Source organism: Lacticaseibacillus huelsenbergensis (genome assembly GCF_029726355.1).
Classification (GTDB): domain Bacteria; phylum Bacillota; class Bacilli; order Lactobacillales; family Lactobacillaceae; genus Lacticaseibacillus; species Lacticaseibacillus casei.
This window is the reverse complement of sequence record NZ_CP120687.1, coordinates 1,083,135-1,102,959: the sequence shown is the minus strand read 5'-3', so window position 1 is coordinate 1,102,959 and position 19,825 is coordinate 1,083,135. Positions and strand designations below refer to the sequence as shown.

Sequence of the window (19,825 nt, the reverse complement as noted above, 5' to 3'; positions counted from 1 at the left end):
CGGCGCGGAGGAAGTCATACTAACTTATTGGGAAGCCTTGTATTTTTGATTATTTTTGTTTTTTGCAGATATTATTTTCGAGGCAACCACAAATTTTTAGGAGGCGTAATAATGGTCGGAATCATTCTTGCTAGTCATGGCCAATTCGCTGCTGGCATCAAGCAATCCGGTCAAATGATCTTCGGTGAGCAAGAAAAAGTCGAAGCTGTGACCTTCATGCCCGATGAAGGCCCAGATGACTTGCACAAGCACCTCGAAGATGCGATCGCTAAGTTCGACCCAGACGATGAAGTTTTGTTTTTGATCGATTTGTGGGGCGGATCACCATTTAACCAAGCGAACACGATTTATGAGGAACACAAGGATAAATGGGCGATTGTGACCGGACTGAATTTGCCGATGCTGATTGAGGCTTATGGCTCGCGGCTGTCAATGGATTCTGCACAAGACATTGCCGCACATTTACTTGAAGCCGGACGTGACGGTATCAAGATTAAGCCAGAATCACTGGACAAGGTGAAGAAGCCAGCTGCTCAAGCTGCCGCACCAAGTACAGCCAATGCTGGCCAACCGGGATCATTCCAGTATGTTCTGGCCCGGGTTGATTCACGTTTGTTACATGGTCAGGTTGCAACCACTTGGACTAAGACCACGAACCCGACGCGGATTATTGTTGTCTCTGACACAGTGGCAAAAGATGAGCTGCGGAAGAACCTGATTAAGGAAGCGGCACCATCTGGCGTCAAGGCACATGTTGTTCCGATTGATCAGATGATTAAGTTGGCCAAAGATGATAAGCATTTTGGCGGTCAACGCGCATTGCTATTATTTGAAACCCCTGAAGACGCATTACGCGCCATTGAGGGCGGTGTTCCGATTAAGGAGCTTAATATCGGGTCAATGTCACATTCAGTTGGTAAGGTTCAGCCTAATAAAGTGCTGGCCTTTGACCAGAAGGATATCGACACCTTCCACGAACTGGCCAAAGATGGCGTCAAATTCGACGTTCGTAAAGTGCCATCCGATCATCCGGATGATATGAACGCGATTTTGAAGAAAGCTCAAGACGAACTGAATGCGCAGAAGTAATTTTTGAAATGGAGGAAGAAGACTTATGACTTTGAATTTTATTCAAATCATCCTGGTCCTCATCGTGTCATTCCTTGCTGGTATGGAAGGTATTTTGGATGAATTCCACTTCCATCAGCCAGTTATTGCGTGCACGTTGATCGGACTTGTGACAGGCGACTTGACCCCTTGCTTGATGCTTGGCGGGCAGTTGCAGATGATCGCCTTAGGCTGGGCCAACATTGGCGCGGCCGTCGCACCCGATGCTGCATTGGCATCAGTTGCATCAGCTATTATTCTTGTTCTTGGCGGTCAGGGTACTAAAGGCATTAGCTCAGCGATTGCGATTGCGGTTCCGCTGGCCGTTGCCGGTTTGTTGCTGACCACTTTGGTTCGTACCTTGGCAACCGCGATTGTTCATATCATGGACCGCGCTGCTGAAGAAGGTAGTTTCCGTAAAATTGATTTCTGGCAATGGGTTGCGATCTGCATGCAGGGCTTGCGGATTGCCATTCCAGCCGGCTTGATCCTTGCCGTTGGTGCTGGCCCAGTGCGGGCATTGCTTGAACAAATGCCTGATTGGCTCACTAAAGGTCTTGGCATTGGCGGGGGCATGGTTGTTGCCGTTGGGTATGCCATGGTTATTAACATGATGGCGACCCGCGAAGTATGGCCATTCTTTGCTATTGGTTTTGTTCTGGCGACTGTCAAAGAAATTACCTTAATCGGCCTTGGTGCTATTGGTATTTCCTTAGCACTGATTTACTTGGCACTGTCCAAGCAAGGCGGCGGTTCAGGTAACGGCGGCAGCTCAAATAATAGTGGTGCCGGTGATCCTGTCGGCGACATTATTGACAATTATTGAGAAGGAGGTTGACAAACATGGCTGAAGAAGTTCATATCACAAAAAGCGACCGAATTAAGGTTTGGTGGCGGTCAACCTTCCTTCAAGGTTCTTGGAACTACGAACGTATGCAGAACGGTGGCTGGGCTTACACCTTAATCCCTGCGCTGAAACGTTTGTATCACACCAAAGAAGACCGCGCAGCTGCTTTAAAACGGCATCTAGAATTCTTTAACACTCACCCATATCTGGCATCACCGATTCTGGGTGTTACGATGGCACTGGAAGAAGAACGTGCCAATGGCGCCCCGATTGATGACAAAGCCATTCAGGGTGTCAAAGTCGGGATGATGGGTCCGCTGGCTGGTGTCGGCGATCCAGTGTTCTGGTTCACGGTTAAGCCAATTATTGGTGCGTTAGCCGCATCACTGGCGATGGCCGGCAACTTAATGGGACCAATCCTTTACTTCGTACTTTGGAATGCGATCCGTATGGCGTTCCTATGGTACACTCAGGAATTTGGTTACAAAGCCGGGAGCAAGATTACCGAAGACCTTTCCGGTGGTTTGCTACAGGAAGTTACAAAGGGTGCCACAATCCTAGGTATGTTCATTCTGGGATCACTGGTCAATCGATGGGTTTCCGTCAAGTTCACGCCAGTTGTTTCTGATGTTCCGAACCAAAAGGGTGCCTACATTGACTGGAGTTCATTGCCAAGCGGTAAAGCCGGCATCCAAAAGGCTTTGGAATTGCAATCTCAAGGACTGTCACTAACAAAGAATAAAGTGACAACGTTACAAGATAACTTGGATCAGTTGATTCCAGGCCTAATGGGCTTGTTGCTAACCTTATTCTGCATGTGGTTACTGAAGAAGAAGGTTTCTCCAATCGTCATTATCCTTGGCCTGTTCGTTGTCGGGGTTGTCTTCCACGTCATCGGTTTGATGTAAGACAAATTACCAAAATCGAACAAAACGCCCAAAAGCTCAGACACAAAGTCTGGGCTTTTGATTTATAATGGAAGAGCGTGAGCGTGGCCGGTTAGAAACCGGAGCATAAGTGGCCTTGGGCGTGATGGCTGGTCTTTGGCCATTACGACCAAGGTCCTTATGTGCAGGTTTCTGGCCACGCGAACGCGTTTATGGAAGAGCGTGAGCTGGCGCGGTTAGAAGCCGGAGTGTAAGTGGCCTCAGGCGTGATGGCCCGAACTTGGCCATTGCGCCTGAGGTCCTTACACGCAGACTTCTGCGCCAGCGAACGCGTTTGTGGCGTTTCGGGCAACCGCGTAAGCTTTAAGCTTTAGCCTCTTACACAGAGCGCTTAGCCACACTCCCACAACACACAAGATCAGTCTAAAAGGATGGCAAAAAATGGTTCAATCAATCAACACCAAATCAGAATTAGTGATGGAAGGCACTGCCTTTATGGGAATGCCGGTCTATGGCAAGATCATGATCGGCGATAAGGGCTTCGAATTTTTCAACGAAAAAAATGTGCATGACTTTTATCAAATTCCTTGGGATGAAGTTAACTGGGTCATTGCATCTGTCATCTTCAGGGGCAAATGGATTCCTCGTTTTGCCATTAAAACCAAGAAGAACGGGACGTATACGTTTGCGGCGAAAGATGCCAAGAAGGTCTTGCGCGCCATTCGTGAGCACATTCCTGCCGATCGGATTGTCAAGTCACTGACTTTCTGGCAAGTCGTGAAACGGGCGTTTACCCGCAAAAAATAAATGGCGTCTTCTATCAGAGGGCGTCAAGAAAAGGCAGCTCGCCATTTCCGGAAATCGGAGTGGCAAGCTGCCTTTTTGCATTCTTAATATTTGTAGCGCGGCATTGACAACCGTCATGACCGCTAACGTTACTTAGGCCGAAATTCTTTAAACAGTTCATTAATAGAACCATATTCCGGATCGCGCAGTTGAACTTTCAAAGCCTCGGCGTTGCTAGCGGCTTGTTCCGGCAAGCGTGCGCCAGGGATGACCACGGCAATATCTGGATTCTTCATATACCAGGCAAGCATGATTTGGGCAATGGTTGCTTGATGCGCGTCTGCGATGCCGTCAACTTCGCGTAAGGCGGCCAGAATCGTCTTGAACTGGGAAGCGGAAAAACGGCCGCTGAATTTTTCGGCGTCATCCGGACCATACTTGCCGGTTAATAAGCCAGAAGCAAGCGGGAAGTAAGGAACGAAGCTGATGTGTTGTTCCCGGAGGTAAGGGAACAGCTTCGTTTCAGCGTCACGATGCACGAGGCTATAGTTGTCTTCTACAACATCGACTTGCTGATCCTGATTCGCTTCTTTAATTTGATCGAGTGAAAAATTGGAAACGCCAATAGCGCGAACTTTCCCGGCTTTGCGGGCATTCGCGACGGCATTGACCGCTTCGGCTTTATCGGTTTTTTCATCAGGAAAATGAATATAGAAAATATCGAGGTAGTCGGTTTTCAGGCGTAGCAACGCGTCATCAATCGCTTGGGTCAAAAACTTGGGATCGTTGTTGGGTTTGAGATCCTGGTGGGGGTCTTGTGCCGCTTTGGTCGCCAGAACAATTTTTGCACGGTCATAGCCTTGAATCGCCTGACCAATCAAGGTTTCGGATTGGCCAAGGCCATACATATAAGCAGTATCAAGCATGTCGATGCCATGATCCAACGCTGTTTTCACAACGGCTAGCCCGTCTTCATCGTGTAAGTTGGGGAACAGATTATGTCCGCCAACCTTATTGGTGCCCAACCCGAGTTTGCCGGTAACGACATTGCTTTTTCCGATCGTTGTTGTAAGTGCCATTTGTCAATCTCCTTGTCTTGAGTGAGCGTGAGCCAGATTCTAACCAGCGAACGCGTTAATATGAGCCTAACATAATGCCAGTTTAGAAAAAGTAAGCCTAATGTGCAAACGCTATTTTCGATCTGATGCACTAAAAATGCTGGGTGTGGCGTTGATGACCAGCCCAACCGCAAACATGATCAGGGTTAAGACCACTGTGACCCACAAAAGTAGATTCCATGATCCGGTGAGTGTTTGGATAAAGCCATAAAGCATCGGACCCACTGACGCAAATAAGTATCCCAAGCTTTGGGCGAAGCCGGATAAACTGGCAGTTTCGTATGCATCGGCCGTTTTCTTTTGGAAGAAGACAATGCAGATCGCAAATGCTGCCCCGGAAGCAACGCCCATCAGCAGGGAGAAAATCACGTTTAAGCCGAAGTTAGCGCCGGGAATAAGAATGCCCAAGGCGCCTAGCGCAAAGCCCAGCATAATGCCCCAGACGCTGTAAGCAAGGCCGTGGCGCCGTTCGGCAATAAATGGAATGGATAATGTCGCCGGCATGCCGCTCAACTGAAAAATCGTAGCCAGATTACCCGCGGTTAGTTGCGAGAAGCCAACAGCCTGCCACAGACTCGGCAACCAGGTCAGGAGGGAGTAATAGAGAAAGCTCTGTAGGCCGAAAAATAAAGCAATCCACCAAGCCAACAGCGAATGAGAGACGGCCACGTTTTTGCGGGCACTGCCTTGCCAGGTTTTGACGGGTGGCAAGGTGCGCAACGCCAATGCCCAGATCACCAAACCGGCTACGCCAACGAGTGAAAAAGCCGCCATGGTCAGCTTCATATGGAATTGCTGGTTCAAGAGGCCAGCCAAGCCAGTCCCCAGTGAAGCAACCAGCCCCATGGTCACGGTATACAGGCTGGTTTTCGCGCCGATTGACTGCGGAAACTGATCTTTGATAATCGCCGGTAGTAAAACGTTCCCTCCAGAGATCCCAAAGCCGATCAGCAACGTGCCAACGATTAAAGCGATCAAACTAGGAATAATCCGCAACAAACTGCCGAGTAATAAAATCACGAGCGCAACAAGCAAACTCCACTCGTTACCGCGGCGATTCCCCATTTTGGCGATAACAGGTGACGCCAAGGCAAACATCAGCAGCGGAATCGTCGTTAATAAACCAGCCATAGAAGCCGGCAACCCAAGCGTATGCTCAATCGTCGGCAACAGCGGTGGAATCATGGTAATCGGCAAGCGCAAATTAGCCCCCACCAAAAGAATGCCCCATGTAAGCAAGGTGGTCGAATGATGCTTCTCCATGTGTCATGTCCTCCTCGAAAAGTGACTAGCAGTCTAATGCTAGCACTTTTCCGAAAGAGCGTGAACTGGCGCAGTTAGAAATTGGAGACAAACGCGTTGTAAAAACTCAACAATCAATTCTTCTCATGCACTTGCCACGGCTTGATCGTCAACCCAATAGCAATGGCACCCAACAATGCCAGTCCTGCAGCAACCAGCATGGCGATCTGAAGACCGGCGATAAAGTATTCCGGATGATTCGTCGGATAAGTGGTAACCCGACTGCCGGCAAGCTGGCTCATCGTTCCAAACAAAACCGTTGTTGCCACCGCGGTACCGCTGACCATCCCAAGATTACGGGCCAGCGCGTTGAAACTGCCGGCGATGCCCAGCTGATCTTTTGGCACCACTGACATGACCACGTCGCCGATGGGAGATTGAAACAGCCCACTGCCGATACCGATCAAAAGGGTGCTGATAATATAAACCATGAGTGGTGCATCCAATTTTAAAAATGCGCCGACAATGCTGCCGGCCGCAATAAGCAGGCTGCCCAGCAACGCAACGGCCGGCACCTGCCACTTGTCAGCCAACCAGCCGCCGAATGGTGCAAAGAACACCATCATCAATGGATAGAGTGATAGTAAGGTACCTGCAGCCCCCGGCGTGAGGCCACGTGCATCTTCAAGGTAGAAGGGCATTAAAACGGTGCTGAAAAACTGAACCATGAAAATGAAGAAGACGGTCAGGACTCCTAAAGTGAAAATGCGGACTCGAAAGATACTCATTGGCAGTAACGGCGTCTCTTGATGATTTTCAAAGATCAGGAATGCCGCCAGACTGATGATGGCCAAAGCGAAGGTAGCAAGCACAACTGGATCGCCGAAGCCGCTTTGTTGAGCCAAGTTCAGTCCCCAGAAACCGCTGGCGATGGCCGTGGCCTGCAGCAGCATCCCCCACTTGTCATACGTGCCGGGTTGCGGTTCGCCGTTATCCATTGACCACAGCGAGATCCCCAATGCGACAACGCCGATCGGTACATTGATCAAAAAAATCATCGGCCAACTAAAATGCGCCAAAATGAGACCGCCGAGACTAGGTCCGGCCACGCCCCCAAGCGCCACAAACGTGCTGACAACGCCCATAGCGCGGCCGCGTTCAGCCAGGGCAAACGTTGACGTCACAATCCCGTAAGTGTTCGCCAAGGTCATCGCACCCCCGATGGCTTGCACCATGCGGCCCACCATCAGAAAATTAAAGCCAAGATTAATGCCAGCCATCAATGACCCAACCACGAAGGTACCGGTGCCCCACTTGAAAATTCGGCGTTTGCCAATGCGGTCTCCAAGTTTACCAAACGGCAGCAGTAGGGCACTTAGAACGATCAGGTATAGAGAGACCGTCCACTCCATACGACTCGCCGAAACGTCAAGGTTCTTCGCCATAATCGGAATCGCAATATTGACGATTGACCCATCAAGATTCGTCATGAAAGCGAAAAAACCTAATGCTATCAGTAACCACCAACGCTTGGATCCAGTTGCAAAACGCTGCATATAAATTCCCCCAAAATGCGCTCACAGTCGCAGAAATCTACGTGTAAGGACCTCACGCCTAAATGGCTAAAGACCAGCCATTTAGGCGTGAGGCCACTTACACTCCGATTTCTAAGCGCTCCTGTTTGCGCTCTGTGAAAATCTTAGGGGCAATGGCGCGCTTGGCCATTGCCCCTAAGGACATTAATATTCGATTTTAAAAGGTATCAACTGCTGTCGGCGTTAACCGCATCGTCGAAAAAGGATTAAGCGCCTAAGTTGATGAAGTCACCGTTTTCGAGCAAAATTTTAACGAAATCCGGCACAGTATCGGTCCGGTTCCAGTCGCGCTGCCACTCGCAAGCTAACTGCGCATTGGTAATCAGCTGCGCACCAGCCTGTTCAACCCGTCGCAGGGCCGTTTCGTGGGCAATCTTTGAGGTGCCGCCAACGGCATCGACGACCGGATAAACCTGGAAGCCTTCCGCTAACGCATCAAGCGTCGGGAAGGTGAGACAGGCTTCGGTCCATAATGCGGCCATGATGAGCTTTTTCCGTCCGGTAGCTTTGACTGCTTCAACAAAATCCTGATCCTGCCAGGCATTAATTGAAGTTCGGTCAATGCTGGGTTGGTCGCCGAGAACTTTTTTCAAATCAGGAATCGTGTCCTTATTCCGGCCACTTTTGACATTAACCGTTGAAAGCACGATCGGGACTTGATAAATTTTGGCCAATTTAGCGGTCATCACCACGTTCTGAATAAGCGCATGATGATTCATGGAGCCGATAGATTCGACCTGCGTTGGCTGATAGTCAATCAAAATCAACGCTGAATTTTCTGGTGTTAATAGCTGATCTGTTACAGGATCACGCCGTGGATAACTTGTCATTAAAAACCACTCTCCTAGTTTTAGTGAATGACGAAACCGAAAGTATCCCTACCAGCTCATTCTAATCCGATCTTGATAAAAGCAGTAATAATTTGCCCAGAGCGTGAGCGTGGCCGGTTAGAAACCAGAGCGTAAGTGGCCTCAAACACTTTCAACTATTGAGATCAGCCAAAATACGCCCAACCACCTCATCCTGTGACCAACTTGCAGGAATGGTCTGCTCACCCGGAACACCCAATAAATCATGGGGCTGGAACCAGCGGCGCATGCTGTCGGCACCAAACTCGTTAGCTTTAGCGCGACCGGCATGACGATGAAGGGTTTCTTCAAATGACAGATCATAATAGTAGCTAAAACTACGATCGGCTGCGGCAATTAATCCTTGCAACATCTGGCCGTAACGTGCCGCATTCAGTTTGCCTTCAACGATGACCACTTTTTCATGTTGCAGGCCGAAGCGGGCGATGAGTTCAATTAAGGCAATATTCGGACTGTCAGGTTTATCTTTTTCCGCTAACATGTCGCGGCGGATGACATCCTGGGAGATCAGAAGTGTGTCAGTGAGGTGTTCGCGCAAGACTTTAGCCGTGGTTGTTTTGCCACCGCCTGAATTGCCGCGAAGAATGACGAGTTGATGCATTAGTCGAAATACCCTCTTTCCCCAGCGATGAAATGGGCGAGGGCCTCACGGTGTTGCTGGTTAAACAAACGTGGAGCAGCTGCGGGATCGAAGAACTTTAGTGCCTCGGTCTCATCATTATCGCTATTCAGTTCGCCGCCTAATTGTTTCACGAGAAACACTGGGCACAGCCACTGGGCGACATCGCCGTTTGGATAGGTAAGGGTCAGATTGCCATTGACGCCGAGCAAGGAGACAACCGCGACCGTTAAGTTAGTTTCTTCTTTGAACTCGCGAACCATTGTCTGCGCAGGCGTTTCCCCATATTCAATCGTACCGCTGATGAGCCCCCATTCACCGGTAAAATCGCTGCGCTGCTGAAGTAAAACGCGGCCAGCGTCATCCGTTAAAATGCCAATCGTCCCCGCCATAATCAGCGGCATATGTCCGACTTTTGCGCGAACCTGCTTAATATAGTCTGCCAAAAAAATCCCTCCCGAAAATTGAGTCTACTCCAACAAACAAGTGCGGAGTCATGCTATGATTTAGGTTAACATAGTTGCGACTTGGATTATTTCCTGGGTAATAATTGTGGTATGTTTTAGACAAACATAAAATGCAAGCAGGAGCGTTTAGAAATTGGTGAATCAGTGGCCAGTAACCGCGTTCAGGAAATATAATGAGACCTTTTACTTAAAGCTCCTCAAATCGTGTAACCAAATGAAGAAAGAGAGCGTGCCCAAACATGACAGTAACGTTAAAACATTTTCAAACGGAAGATCTTGAGACATTGTGGAAGGTTGCCTTTTCCGATCCCAATGCAGAATGGCACAAGTGGAATGGGCCTTACTTTAATGACGAAATTCCCACACTGAAAGAAATGCAGGATGATCAGGCCAATCAGACCGGCTATCAATGGGTTGCTAATCCTTTTGTTAACGGCATTTGGGATGATGGTATCTTAATCGGCGACGTCTCCGCGCATTATGAAGACGGGGATTTGCAACGGTGGCTGGACTTGGGCATCGTGATTTACGATGAGAGCTACTGGGGTAAAGGCATTGGCAAGCAGGCGCTGGATCAGTGGATTGATCGGATCTTCGGCCTAATTGACTTGCCGCATCTGGGCATCACGACTTGGTCCGGGAACGAGCGGATGATCGGTTTGGCCGAGGCAGTGGGGATGAAGCAAGAAGCCCGTGTGCGTCAAGTTCGGTATTACCAGGATCGCTACTGGGATTCCATTAAATACGGCATCTTACGTGAGGAATGGCAAGCGCTGCGACAACAGCAATAAGTTAAAGACCAGCAAAAGAGGCGGCTTAGTCAAGTCGCTTTTTTGCTGGTCTTTTTGGGCTTTGAATGCGACTGCGGTGCAGCGAGAGTGAGATAAAGAAAGCGTCATTGCAGCATAAGGAGTCGCATTTTTCGCCACAAATACGCCTTTGCCGGTTCACATGACTGGCAAGGGTTTATTTATTTGGCTTCTTGGGTACTTAATCGCTTATAAAGTGCCACTATTTCGCCAGCTAGATCGCGAAAGGTGATGGCGTTCATCAAGTGATCCTGACTATGCACCATCAATAAGGTGACCTTGGCGTGATCGCCTTGCGCTTCCGCCGTCAGCATGCCGCTTTGGACATTGTGGGCTTGGGTTAAGAACTGATCGGCTTCTTTAAGTTTCTCATCAGCCAGTTTGAAATCGCCATCCTTAGCTGCGTGAATGGCTTCAAAGGCCGAACTTTTTGCATTCCCGCCATTGATAATCAATCCCATGACGGTTTCGAGGCTCTGATCTTCTTCGCTCATGAGGCTGCTCCTTTGCCGTCATCAATCGCCTTTAACGAGGCCTTCAATACTTTTTCGCCGTTCATTAAACCGTAGTCCTGCATATTAATGACGCTGACGGGGATGTCTAAATCTTTCTTGAACTGGCCTTCAAGGTAGCGAACTTGCGGGCCGAGCATTAAAACGTCTGGGTTTTCTGCCGCAAGTTTGTTGTCGGCATCGGAAGCCGAAGTGGCAAAAATATTAACGGTGATGCCGTCTTTTTCGGCGGCTTTTTGCATGCGTGCAACCAGCATACTTGTTGACATACCGGCGGCGCAGACCAACATAATTTTTTTCTCTGTCATTTTTCTGACCCCTTTTTTAAAAAGTGTAACCGTTTTCTGTTTCTTGTGCTATTATAATTCGTAGGTACAAATTTTACAAGCGTTTTCAGGATTTGAAATTGGGGGAGGTTGTCGATGTATCACGATATTGCAGAGCAACTGATTCAAGATATTCTGGCAGGACAGTATCCGGTCAAGCTGCCAACCGAACAGGTGTTGATGGATCGTTATCAAGCCAGTCGCAACACGATCCGTAAAGCATTGGACGTGGTGTTTGCCCACGGACTGGTGCGCCGGGTTCAGGGCAGTGGCTATTACGTCATTGATCATTCGGCGCAGTCGGATGCGGTGCTTAATATGTCGATCGGTTTTGATCAAACGGCCATGGTAAAAGGTGGCCCGCTGACATCTAAAGTCGTTAAGTTTGCGCTGATCCCCGCAACAGCTGCGTTGGCTCAGCGCGGTAATGTCACCCGCGGCGCTCCGGTTTACCAAGTCGTGCGACTGCGGTACTTAAAAAAGCAGCTGTATGACTTGGAAGAATCGTATTTCCCGCAAGCGATTGTGCCGCATCTTTCGGCTGAAATTGCGCAGGGATCGATCTTCGCATACTTGCGCAACACGTATCACATGGTTGGCAGTACGACCGAGAACTACATTCAAACATTGCCACTGCCAGCTGACTATGCTGACTTGATGGGGTTGCCGGTAGAAACCAATCATCTTTGTCTTGATGGGATTAACTATTTGGCAAGCGGCAAAGTTTTCAACTTTTCACGAACTTATTTTGTTTATCAGGGTCTAACGCTGTATTACCACACGACAAATATCGATTTGGAGCGGTAGGGCCGGGCTGGCTCACGCTCAACATAACGCGTTCACCAGCCCAGAAACCTGCGTGTAAGAACCTTGGTCGCAATGGCCTAAGACCGGGCCATCACGCCCAAGGCCACTTACACTCCGGTTTCTAACCAGGCTGGTTCACGCTCAACAATTACAAGGGGTGTAAATAATGAATAAGCTTATCAATTGGCTCAATAAACATGTTGTCCCAATCGCGGCGCGGATCGGGTCGATTCGTTGGTTGGTCGCGTTGCGTGATGCTTTTATTGCCATCATGCCGGCGATGATGGCCGGGGCGATTTCGACTGTGTTGAATGCGTTAATTCGGGATATTCCAACGCAATTCGGCTGGACCGGATTCGTGAATTCGATGCAGTGGCTGATCGGGATTAACGCGGTTGTTTGGACAGGAACGTTGGCCATTCTCGGGTTGATTTTCTCGTTTACGTTCGGTTACCAACTGGCGGTTCAATATAAGGTCGAACCGGTGACGGCAGGGATCGTCACGTTGGGCACGTTCATTATGAGCTTGCCGCAAAACTTTACCCTGACGTTGAAGGCCGGATTGGCAAAAGGGGCCGTCAAAACTCTGACCGATGCCGGCGCCGTTGTTTCCGGTAAAGACGTCAGTATGTGGGGCTTCTTTAACTTTGGTAAATTCTTTGGCGCGTACGGTTTCTTCACCGTCATGCTGATGGGTGCCATTGCTGCGACGATTTATATCTGGTTGATGAAAAAGCACATTACGATTAAAATGCCGGATTCAGTTCCCCCGGCTGTTGCTAATGCTTTCACCGGTATTGTACCTGCCGCAGTCGCACTTTACGGCGTTGGTATTATCAATTATCTTTTCACCCAGTTTGGTACCACGGTGATCGAATTTATTGCTAAAGTCTTGCAGGAACCGCTGTTGGGGTTGAGCCAAGGCTATGGCGCCGTGTTGCTGATGACCATTTTGGTTCAGGTTTTCTGGTTCTTCGGGATTCACGGGACCAATGTGTTGGGGCCGGTGCTTGATAGTATTTGGTTGACGGCGCAATTGGCCAATATCAATGCTTTCCATAAGGGTCAGTCCTTACCATATCTGTGGACCCGTAATTCATTCGACTTGTATGCATGGATCGGCGGCGCAGGCTCAACGTTATTGCTGCTGATTGCGATTTTGATGTTCTCCAAGCGGGATGATCAACGGGCAGTGGCCAAGTTGTCTATTGCACCTGGGTTCTTCAACGTGAATGAGCCGGTGATGTTCGGGATGCCGATTGTGTTGGATCCGATTTACTTCATTCCGTTTATTATGGCGCCAGTTGTCATGGTTTCCATTGCATACGGCGCCGTGACGATGGGGTTGGTCTCACCGATTAAAAACCAGATTGTTTGGTCCATGCCGCCATTTTTGAATGCGTTAGTTGCGACCATGGACTGGCGAGCGGCAGTCTTGCAGCTGGTTAACATGGTGATCGGCTTCTTAATCTACGTGCCATTTGTCAAAGCTGCCAACCGCATCAAACCAGCACAACTTGACGTTTGATTAAAAGATCCACCAGCGGCAAACGCCATTGATTCTAGAGAGGTGATTTTTAATTGGAAATTCAAATGATGTTCAAAGTGCCGGCAGCGTTCATGTACGGCCAACTGATTCGGTCTGTGCAGGCCGACATCAAGACGCATACCGGCCGGGAAGTGTTGCCGGGCAGTCTGGATGGCTTCACATATCAGAAAAAGTGGGCCAATGGCATGACCGGAAAGCTGACGATCACGCATGCCATCGCCAATGAGCGTTACGCGTATGAGCTTGACACCGCCCGCGATCATTATCAGGTGGATTATCAATTACGCGATCTCGGTGACCACAAGACGATGCTGCACTATACTGAAACAATTGAGGGTAAAACCGCTAAAGGCAAAGCTAATAATCGCACAGCCGGGTTTTTATTAAACTGGCAACGTAAGCATCGCTTTAAAAAGATGTCGCGTCAAATGGCTGCACAATATTTTAGCTAAGAAGGGATTTTTGTGAAATGAAACGATTAGGCATCTCGCTTTATCCGGATCAAAGCAGTTTCGAGGTGAACAAAGCCTATCTCGATCTGGCCCATCATTATGGTTATAGCCGTATATTCACCTCGCTTTTGCAGCTTTCGGGCAAAGACGGGGAGGATTTGTTGGCAAAGTTTAGCCAAACGATTGATTATGCTAACCAGCTTGGGTTTAAGACGATCGTGGATATCAATCCGGCGTTGTTCAAGGAATTGAAGATCAGTTATGATGATCTAAGTTTTTTCGAGAACCTCCATGTTTGGGGACTGCGGCTGGATGAAGGCTTCACTGGGGCAGAAGAAGCACGGATGACGCACAATCCTTATGGCTTAAAAATCGAACTGAATATGAGCCGGGGGACCAATTATCTGGCGAGTATCATGTCCTATGATCCCGATCGCGATAACCTAATCGGCTGCCATAACTTTTATCCGCAAGCCTTTACCGGGTTGAGTGATGCCATTTTTACCGAATACTCGCAGCAATACCGCCATTATGGGTTACACACAGCGGCGTTTGTGTCGTCGGCTAACGGAAAAATCGGTCCCTGGCCGATTCATGACGGCCTGCCGACGATGGAAAGTGATCGGCATCGGGATATTGTCAGTCAAACCAGCCATTTGGTGCTGACGGGTCAGATTGATGACGTGATCATCGGTAACGCGTTTGCTAGTGAAGCGGAACTTAAGGCAGTCGCCGCAACTTTTTTGACGCCATATCCTGTGCTGCATGCCGAGATGTCAGCCAACATGACGCCGACTGAGGAAAAAATTGCCTTTGCCGCGCCGCATCTTTATCGCGGGGATGCTTCAGCCTATCTGCTGCGGGATACCCAGCCGCGCATCACGTACAGTGCGGCAGATGTCCCCGCTCATGACAACGGCCAATCATTTGAGCGGGGGGACATCTTAGTTGTGAACTCGGCATATGGCCGGTACAAAGGCGAGCTGCAAGTCGTTTTGGCTCCATTTAAGGATGACGGCCAGCGGAATCGGATCGGCCGCATCTGTGCGGACGACCTTGGCTTTTTGGATTTGGTTAAACCTTGGTCGACGTTTGTGTTGGAGAAGTTGAGTAATTGAGGTAAAAACTTAGGCAATTTGTTCCGAGTCGTGCCAAACTCCGCAATCTCCGGCCAGATGTGGGATGGCGACCGCGAAGCTAGAGTGGTGGGCACGACTTCGAACCCGCAAAGACCGCGGTTTCGAAGCTCGGCCTTGTTGTAGGCGGGGCAAAAAGCGCCCCACCAACAACAATTCCACTGCTGAGCCCCATCTGGCCTACGATTGCTCCGCTTTGGCACTAGGGTCTTAATGTTCCCCACAGATTATTTTCCCGTAAACAAAAGCGAAGGCACTTCCGATTTTTTGGGAAGCACCTTCGCTTTTTATTTTGACCGTTAATTATGTTCCACTTAATGCAAGACACCAGCAAAAGTCTTGATAATAACCTGACGTATCAAGTTATTGTGCTTGCTTCTTCTCATGTGCCGCAATGATTTTTTCATCCCGGGCCACCTCTTTCAAGACGTTGCTGACGGCGGTGCCGCCTAGTGACGTGCGGCGATTGACGGCGACTTTGGAGGTGAGTTCGGCGTAGACGTCGTTTTCGATTTGCGGAGCGGCCTGTTGGAGCTCGCTTAGTGGCATTTCCTGCAGGGCGGTGCCGGATTTGATGCCTTTTAGCACGAGTTCACCGACGATGGCGTGTGCCTGGCGGAAAGGAACGCCTTTTGTGGCCAGGTAGTCGGCGAGTTCGGTTGCGTTGCTGAAGTCGTGGGTGGTGGCTTGGGCCATGCGCTTTTCGTGCACGGTGAGATCGCTTAGCATGCCGGTGAAAATATGCAGCGAACCGAGAATGGTGTTGTAGGTGTCAAAAATCGGCTCCTTGTCTTCCTGCATGTCCTTGTTATAGGCCAGCGGGATCGCCTTCATGGTGGTGAGCAGTCCCATTAGAGCACCATACACCCGTCCGGTTTTACCGCGAATGAGTTCGGCGAAGTCCGGGTTTTTCTTTTGCGGCATAATCGAACTGCCAGTGGAAAAATCATCGCCGAGCTCGATGTAGTTGAACTCAAATGTGGACCACAAGATCAGTTCTTCGGCCATCCTACTTAGATGTTGCATCAAAATGGCACTGTTGCTGAGAAATTCAAGTGCGAAGTCCCGGTCGGATACGGCGTCCAAGCTGTTATGGTACAGCTGATCAAAGCCAAGTTCTTTCGCGACCAATGTGCGATCAATCGGGAAGGTGGTGCCAGCCAACGCAGCCGCACCTAATGGCAAGATGTCGGTGTGCTTTTGGGTAAAGTCGAAACGTTCCCAGTCACGCTGGAACATTTCGAAATACGCCAACAAATAATGGCCATAGGTGATCGGCTGAGCGTGCTGCATGTGGGTGTAGCCAGGCATGATCGTGGCGGCGTGGACTTTGGCTTGACCGACCAAAACCGTTTGTAAATTGGTCAAGGCTTCTTTGATTTCCGGCAGACGATGCTTGAGCCAGAGGTGTAAATCGGTGGCAACCTGGTCATTGCGGGAGCGTGCTGTGTGCAGCTTGCCGGCAACCGGGCCGATTTCGGCAGTGAGCAAAGCCTCCATGTTGAGGTGGATGTCTTCATTCTCCACGGTAAAATGCAATTTCCCGGCGGCCAGTTCTTTTTGCAGATGGTGCAGGCCGGCAGTAATTTTGTCTGCATCACTTTGTGGGATGATGCCGGTTTTCCCTAACATTTTGACGTGGGCTAAGGAACCTTCCAGATCCTCTTTAGCCATTTGTTGGTCAAAACCGATGGAGGCGCCGAAAGCATCGACCCAGTGCGCGGCTTTTTCGGTGAAGCGCCCGCCCCATAGTTTATCAGTCATGTTGCTTTTCCTCGGAGTGAACGTGGTTGACCTGCTCGAAAACGGTGGTCGGCAGAGTCCAGAGTTTGATGAAGCCGGCTGCTGCTTCCTGATCGAAGGAGTCGGCGCTGGTGTAGGTGGCCAGATCTTCGTCGTAGAGTGAGTTATGCGCGGACTTGCGGGCAACAGCGACAGCATTGCCTTTGTAAAGCTTCATTTTGACCGTCCCGTTGACAACCGCTTGCGTCTGATCGATGAAGGCCATTAAGGCGTCGAACAAAGGTGAAATCCACTGAGCTTCGTAAATCATGTTCGTGAGTTTGTTTTCGATCGTTGGCTTGAAGTGTTGCACGTCGCGTTCGAGCGTCAGATTTTCTAAGTCGTGGTGGGCGGCCATGATGACGGCAGCGGCTGGGGCTTCGTAAACTTCGCGGGACTTGATACCGACAAGCCGGTTTTCGATTTTGTCAATTCGACCGATGCCGTTTGCGCCGGCAATTTGATTGAGCTTTTTGATCATAGCGGCCAGCGGCATGTGCTCGTCATTTAAGGCGACCGGCACACCCTGTTCGAAGGTCAGATCAAGAAAAGTCGGTTCGTCAGGGGCTTCTTCTGGAGCAACGGTCATGCCCCAAGCATCATCAGGCGCTTGATTCCAAGGATTCTCGAGAATACCGGCTTCATTGGCGCGACCCCAGAGATTGGCATCAATGGAATAGGGGGATGCTTTGCCGATCGGTACCGGAACGTTGTGCTCTTTTGCGTAGTCGATTTCTTCTTCGCGTGACCAGTGAAAATCGCGAATCGGTGCTTCGATTTTCATATCGGGATCCAAGGCGTGAATTGCCGCTTCAAAACGGACCTGATCATTGCCTTTGCCGGTTGAACCGTGGGCGATGGCCGTGGCGTTTTGCTGGTGGGCAATTTTGACCAGATGTTCAATGATCAAAGGACGGGATAACGCTGAGACAAGGGGATAGTCGCCTTCATATAATGCATTAGCCTTGATGACCGGCGCGACATAGTGATCGGCAAATTCGTCTTGCGCATCAACGACGATTGAATCAATCGCCCCGACTTTAAGCGCCTTTTGCTGAATCGCGTCAAAATCGGCATCCGGCTGGCCGACGTTTAAAACCACGGCGATGACCTCGTATCCTTTATCCATCAACCAAGGAATCGCAACGGATGTGTCAAGACCGCCTGAGTAAGCTAATACAATTTTTTCTGTCATGTGTGAATATCTCCTTTTTTATTTTAGTTAAACCGTTTTTCGATTAAACGTAACAAACGCGACAAGGTGAAGGTCATGATGAAGTAGAAGATGGCGACGACCACCAGCGGTAGGAACGGCTTGAACGAAGCGCCTTGAACGACCGTGCCTTCAAACATTAATTCGGTGGCGCCAATGACGGATAGCACTGAGCTTTCCTTGATATCGGTGACAAATTCGTTCCCGAGCGCCGGCCAGATGTTCTTCATGGCTTGCGGTAAAATCACGTAGCGCATCGCCTGGCGTTGGTGCAGCCCCAGCGAACGGGCCGCTTCGGTTTGCCCAACCGGGACAGAGTTGATCCCGCCCCGGATGATTTCGGCAACATAGGCACCGGAGTTGATGGCCATCGCGATCGCACCGGCAATGAAGGCGCTGAGATCCAATCCGAGAATCTGCGTGCCGAAGAAAACGATGAACGCTTGGACCAGTAATGGCGTGCCGCGAATGAATTCGATGTAGACATTGGCGATGGCCTTGGCGAGCCAATTGCGGCTGAGCTTCATCAACGCCAGCAAGGTACCGATGATGGTGCCGAAGAAGACGGTTAACGCCGCGAAAATCAAGGTATAAATCGCGCCGCGGATGAAGTAGTTTCCGTATTTAGCCCAGAAACCCTGATTCTGATCCTGCAGCTTGTAAGCCGCTTGCAAATACTGCTTATACTTGGCGCCTTTGACCTTGCTGATGGTCTTGTTGACTTGTGCAAGGAGTGCCGGCGACTGCTTGTTAACCGCAATGGCAGTCGGCGCTTTGTCGGTGGCAAAATGCGGATCCAACACCATCAGGCTCGGCGTACGGGCCACATATGAATCAGCAATGGTGCTCGCCATGACGCCGGCGTCCAATTTGTTGTAAGAAATCTGGGCGATGACATCATTGGCCTTGTCGAGACTTGTGACCTTTGCGCCAGGCAGTTGGGTTTTGGCTAATTGCTCCTGGGTGGTTTGTTTCTGCGCGCCAACCCGCTTACCGGAAAAGTCGGCGATTGATTTATACTTGGCTTTATCGGCTTTGCGAATCACCATGACCTGAGTTTCGTACAGGTATGGTTGCGAGAAATTAACTTCTTTTTCCCGTTCCGGCGTTTTGGACATACCGGAGACAATCAAATCGATTTTGCCGGTCTTCAGTGCGCCGATCAGGGCGGTGAAATTCATTTCTTTGATTTGCAGTTTCACGCCCATATCCTTGGCGATCTGTTTGGACATGGAAATATCAGCGCCGACGATGGTATCAGCCCCATTCAATGTTGCATGGAACTCTAAGGGGGCATAATCGGCAGACAAGCCAACGATCAGATAGCCGCGCTTTTGGATCGCTGCCAGATCATCGCCGGCAGCTGCCGTTGGTGTCGGTTGCTGAACGGTGAAGCCGATGAACATGGCTAAAAGTGCAACGATGGCAACTGCCCAATGTTTGATTCCCCGCATATAATTCACTCCTCGTATATTTAAATTACAACCAAGTTCTTGGATAGCTCCGTACTTGGATGTTGCGTGATATTCTCTAGTTGTTCATTGGATTTGGGTCCAACTGGTATAGGCTTTTCCCTCCTGTTGCTAGCTATTGCTAGACTTCACCCCGAGACTGCCGCCCAGATGAATCGAACAAGCACAAACCACAAGCTGCGGGGGCTGGAGATCAGTTCGGTGACTCGCGTTTCACCGAGCAGCTACTG

The 19,825-nt window shown here is 49.8% G+C and carries 20 protein-coding genes; 9 read left to right on the top strand and 11 right to left on the bottom strand.

The genetic code is table 11. From position 1 onward, the window contains the following. Positions 1–111 precede the first annotated feature (111 nt). The 4 genes from LHUE1_RS04940 (at position 112) to LHUE1_RS04925 (ending at position 3,648) form a co-directional block, all read left to right on the top strand. Positions 112–1,089: a mannose/fructose/sorbose PTS transporter subunit IIA gene (locus LHUE1_RS04940; RefSeq protein WP_049169395.1), complete on the top strand. Its 978-nt coding sequence runs from the start codon at positions 112–114 to the stop codon at positions 1,087–1,089. Positions 1,090–1,114: 25 nt separating this feature from the next. Continuing rightward, positions 1,115–1,933, top strand: coding sequence for a PTS mannose/fructose/sorbose transporter subunit IIC (locus LHUE1_RS04935; RefSeq protein ID WP_025013158.1), 819 nt, complete (start codon positions 1,115–1,117; stop codon positions 1,931–1,933). A gap of 17 nt (positions 1,934–1,950) precedes the next feature. Beyond that, on the top strand, positions 1,951–2,862 hold the full coding sequence (locus LHUE1_RS04930) for a PTS system mannose/fructose/sorbose family transporter subunit IID (protein WP_010490474.1): 912 nt from the start codon (positions 1,951–1,953) through the stop codon (positions 2,860–2,862). Positions 2,863–3,282: 420 nt separating this feature from the next. Further along, on the top strand, positions 3,283–3,648 hold the full coding sequence (locus LHUE1_RS04925; protein WP_010490477.1) for a DUF956 family protein: 366 nt from the start codon (positions 3,283–3,285) through the stop codon (positions 3,646–3,648). Positions 3,649–3,776: 128 nt separating this feature from the next. Here the strand turns inward: LHUE1_RS04925 and LHUE1_RS04920 are convergent, their stop codons facing one another. The 6 genes from LHUE1_RS04920 to LHUE1_RS04895 all read right to left on the bottom strand — a co-directional run bounded on the left by LHUE1_RS04920 (position 3,777) and on the right by LHUE1_RS04895 (position 9,516). Beyond that, positions 3,777–4,706, bottom strand: coding sequence for an aldo/keto reductase (locus LHUE1_RS04920; RefSeq protein WP_049169574.1), 930 nt, complete (start codon positions 4,704–4,706; stop codon positions 3,777–3,779). Positions 4,707–4,817: 111 nt separating this feature from the next. Then, the gene (locus LHUE1_RS04915; RefSeq protein ID WP_277848304.1) at positions 4,818–6,008 is read right to left on the bottom strand and encodes an MFS transporter; all 1,191 of its coding nucleotides are present in this window, start codon (positions 6,006–6,008) and stop codon (positions 4,818–4,820) included. A gap of 113 nt (positions 6,009–6,121) precedes the next feature. Then, the gene (locus LHUE1_RS04910; RefSeq protein WP_277848305.1) at positions 6,122–7,543 is read right to left on the bottom strand and encodes an MFS transporter; all 1,422 of its coding nucleotides are present in this window, start codon (positions 7,541–7,543) and stop codon (positions 6,122–6,124) included. Between the two features lie 245 nt (positions 7,544–7,788). Further along, a complete protein-coding gene (locus LHUE1_RS04905) occupies positions 7,789–8,412 on the bottom strand; it encodes a hydrolase (RefSeq protein ID WP_049169572.1) in 624 nt (207 codons plus the stop codon). Between the two features lie 151 nt (positions 8,413–8,563). Then, positions 8,564–9,052, bottom strand: a complete 489-nt coding sequence (locus LHUE1_RS04900; protein ID WP_049169571.1) for an AAA family ATPase — start codon at positions 9,050–9,052, stop codon at positions 8,564–8,566. Next, entirely contained in the window at positions 9,052–9,516 is a 465-nt protein-coding gene (locus LHUE1_RS04895) for an NUDIX hydrolase (RefSeq protein ID WP_049169570.1), read from the bottom strand. The genes LHUE1_RS04900 and LHUE1_RS04895 overlap by 1 nt, the downstream gene beginning before the upstream one ends. Positions 9,517–9,776: 260 nt before the next feature. Here LHUE1_RS04895 and LHUE1_RS04890 point away from each other — a divergent pair, with 260 nt between their 5' ends. Further along, complete coding sequence (locus LHUE1_RS04890) at positions 9,777–10,328, top strand: GNAT family N-acetyltransferase (RefSeq protein WP_049169569.1); 552 nt, start codon at positions 9,777–9,779, stop codon at positions 10,326–10,328. Positions 10,329–10,507: 179 nt separating this feature from the next. Here LHUE1_RS04890 and LHUE1_RS04885 read toward each other — a convergent pair whose 3' ends face one another. Both LHUE1_RS04885 and LHUE1_RS04880 read right to left on the bottom strand, forming a co-directional pair. Beyond that, positions 10,508–10,840 (bottom strand): PTS lactose/cellobiose transporter subunit IIA, encoded by a 333-nt coding sequence (locus tag LHUE1_RS04885; RefSeq protein WP_049169568.1) that lies wholly within the window; start codon positions 10,838–10,840, stop codon positions 10,508–10,510. Continuing rightward, on the bottom strand, positions 10,837–11,166 hold the full coding sequence (locus LHUE1_RS04880; RefSeq protein WP_049169567.1) for a PTS sugar transporter subunit IIB: 330 nt from the start codon (positions 11,164–11,166) through the stop codon (positions 10,837–10,839). The genes LHUE1_RS04885 and LHUE1_RS04880 overlap by 4 nt, the downstream gene beginning before the upstream one ends. 114 nt (positions 11,167–11,280) lie before the next feature. Here LHUE1_RS04880 and LHUE1_RS04875 point away from each other — a divergent pair, with 114 nt between their 5' ends. From LHUE1_RS04875 to LHUE1_RS04860, 4 genes are all read left to right on the top strand, one after another. After that, positions 11,281–11,991: a GntR family transcriptional regulator gene (locus tag LHUE1_RS04875; RefSeq protein WP_049169566.1), complete on the top strand. Its 711-nt coding sequence runs from the start codon at positions 11,281–11,283 to the stop codon at positions 11,989–11,991. A 166-nt stretch (positions 11,992–12,157) separates the two neighbouring features. Continuing rightward, positions 12,158–13,519, top strand: a complete 1,362-nt coding sequence (locus LHUE1_RS04870; RefSeq protein WP_049169565.1) for a PTS sugar transporter subunit IIC — start codon at positions 12,158–12,160, stop codon at positions 13,517–13,519. 53 nt (positions 13,520–13,572) lie between these two features. After that, positions 13,573–13,992 carry a DUF3284 domain-containing protein gene (locus LHUE1_RS04865; RefSeq protein WP_049169564.1) on the top strand — a complete coding sequence of 140 codons (420 nt, stop codon included), beginning with the start codon at positions 13,573–13,575 and terminating at the stop codon, positions 13,990–13,992. A 17-nt stretch (positions 13,993–14,009) separates the two neighbouring features. Further along, complete coding sequence (locus LHUE1_RS04860; protein ID WP_049169563.1) at positions 14,010–15,110, top strand: DUF871 domain-containing protein; 1,101 nt, start codon at positions 14,010–14,012, stop codon at positions 15,108–15,110. A gap of 381 nt (positions 15,111–15,491) precedes the next feature. Here LHUE1_RS04860 and argH read toward each other — a convergent pair whose 3' ends face one another. The 3 genes from argH to LHUE1_RS04845 are packed head-to-tail and all read right to left on the bottom strand — an operon-like array spanning position 15,492 to position 19,577. Then, a complete protein-coding gene (gene argH, locus LHUE1_RS04855) occupies positions 15,492–16,892 on the bottom strand; it encodes an argininosuccinate lyase (protein WP_049169562.1) in 1,401 nt (466 codons plus the stop codon). Continuing rightward, positions 16,885–18,105 carry an argininosuccinate synthase gene (locus LHUE1_RS04850; protein ID WP_010490507.1) on the bottom strand — a complete coding sequence of 407 codons (1,221 nt, stop codon included), beginning with the start codon at positions 18,103–18,105 and terminating at the stop codon, positions 16,885–16,887. Before LHUE1_RS04850 ends, argH begins: the two co-directional genes overlap by 8 nt. Before the next feature lie 23 nt (positions 18,106–18,128). Then, complete coding sequence (locus tag LHUE1_RS04845) at positions 18,129–19,577, bottom strand: ABC transporter substrate-binding protein/permease (RefSeq protein ID WP_049169561.1); 1,449 nt, start codon at positions 19,575–19,577, stop codon at positions 18,129–18,131. Positions 19,578–19,825 lie beyond the last annotated feature (248 nt).

Excerpts from the sequence above, each read along its gene's own strand:
- LHUE1_RS04910 (WP_277848305.1), bottom strand. The coding sequence starts at position 7,543 with ATGCAGCGTTTTGCAACTGGATCCAAGCGTTGGTGGTTACTGATAGCA.
- LHUE1_RS04940 (WP_049169395.1), top strand. The coding sequence starts at position 112 with ATGGTCGGAATCATTCTTGCTAGTCATGGCCAATTCGCTGCTGGCATC.
- LHUE1_RS04890 (WP_049169569.1), top strand. The coding sequence starts at position 9,777 with ATGACAGTAACGTTAAAACATTTTCAAACGGAAGATCTTGAGACATTG.
- LHUE1_RS04860 (WP_049169563.1), top strand. The coding sequence starts at position 14,010 with ATGAAACGATTAGGCATCTCGCTTTATCCGGATCAAAGCAGTTTCGAG.
- LHUE1_RS04915 (WP_277848304.1), bottom strand. The coding sequence starts at position 6,008 with ATGGAGAAGCATCATTCGACCACCTTGCTTACATGGGGCATTCTTTTG.
- LHUE1_RS04905 (WP_049169572.1), bottom strand. The coding sequence starts at position 8,412 with ATGACAAGTTATCCACGGCGTGATCCTGTAACAGATCAGCTATTAACA.
- LHUE1_RS04920 (WP_049169574.1), bottom strand. The coding sequence starts at position 4,706 with ATGGCACTTACAACAACGATCGGAAAAAGCAATGTCGTTACCGGCAAA.
- LHUE1_RS04875 (WP_049169566.1), top strand. The coding sequence starts at position 11,281 with ATGTATCACGATATTGCAGAGCAACTGATTCAAGATATTCTGGCAGGA.
- LHUE1_RS04935 (WP_025013158.1), top strand. The coding sequence starts at position 1,115 with ATGACTTTGAATTTTATTCAAATCATCCTGGTCCTCATCGTGTCATTC.
- LHUE1_RS04885 (WP_049169568.1), bottom strand. The coding sequence starts at position 10,840 with ATGAGCGAAGAAGATCAGAGCCTCGAAACCGTCATGGGATTGATTATC.
- LHUE1_RS04850 (WP_010490507.1), bottom strand. The coding sequence starts at position 18,105 with ATGACAGAAAAAATTGTATTAGCTTACTCAGGCGGTCTTGACACATCC.
- LHUE1_RS04870 (WP_049169565.1), top strand. The coding sequence starts at position 12,158 with ATGAATAAGCTTATCAATTGGCTCAATAAACATGTTGTCCCAATCGCG.
- LHUE1_RS04845 (WP_049169561.1), bottom strand. The coding sequence starts at position 19,577 with ATGCGGGGAATCAAACATTGGGCAGTTGCCATCGTTGCACTTTTAGCC.
- LHUE1_RS04900 (WP_049169571.1), bottom strand. The coding sequence starts at position 9,052 with ATGCATCAACTCGTCATTCTTCGCGGCAATTCAGGCGGTGGCAAAACA.
- LHUE1_RS04930 (WP_010490474.1), top strand. The coding sequence starts at position 1,951 with ATGGCTGAAGAAGTTCATATCACAAAAAGCGACCGAATTAAGGTTTGG.
- LHUE1_RS04880 (WP_049169567.1), bottom strand. The coding sequence starts at position 11,166 with ATGACAGAGAAAAAAATTATGTTGGTCTGCGCCGCCGGTATGTCAACA.
- argH (WP_049169562.1), bottom strand. The coding sequence starts at position 16,892 with ATGACTGATAAACTATGGGGCGGGCGCTTCACCGAAAAAGCCGCGCAC.
- LHUE1_RS04925 (WP_010490477.1), top strand. The coding sequence starts at position 3,283 with ATGGTTCAATCAATCAACACCAAATCAGAATTAGTGATGGAAGGCACT.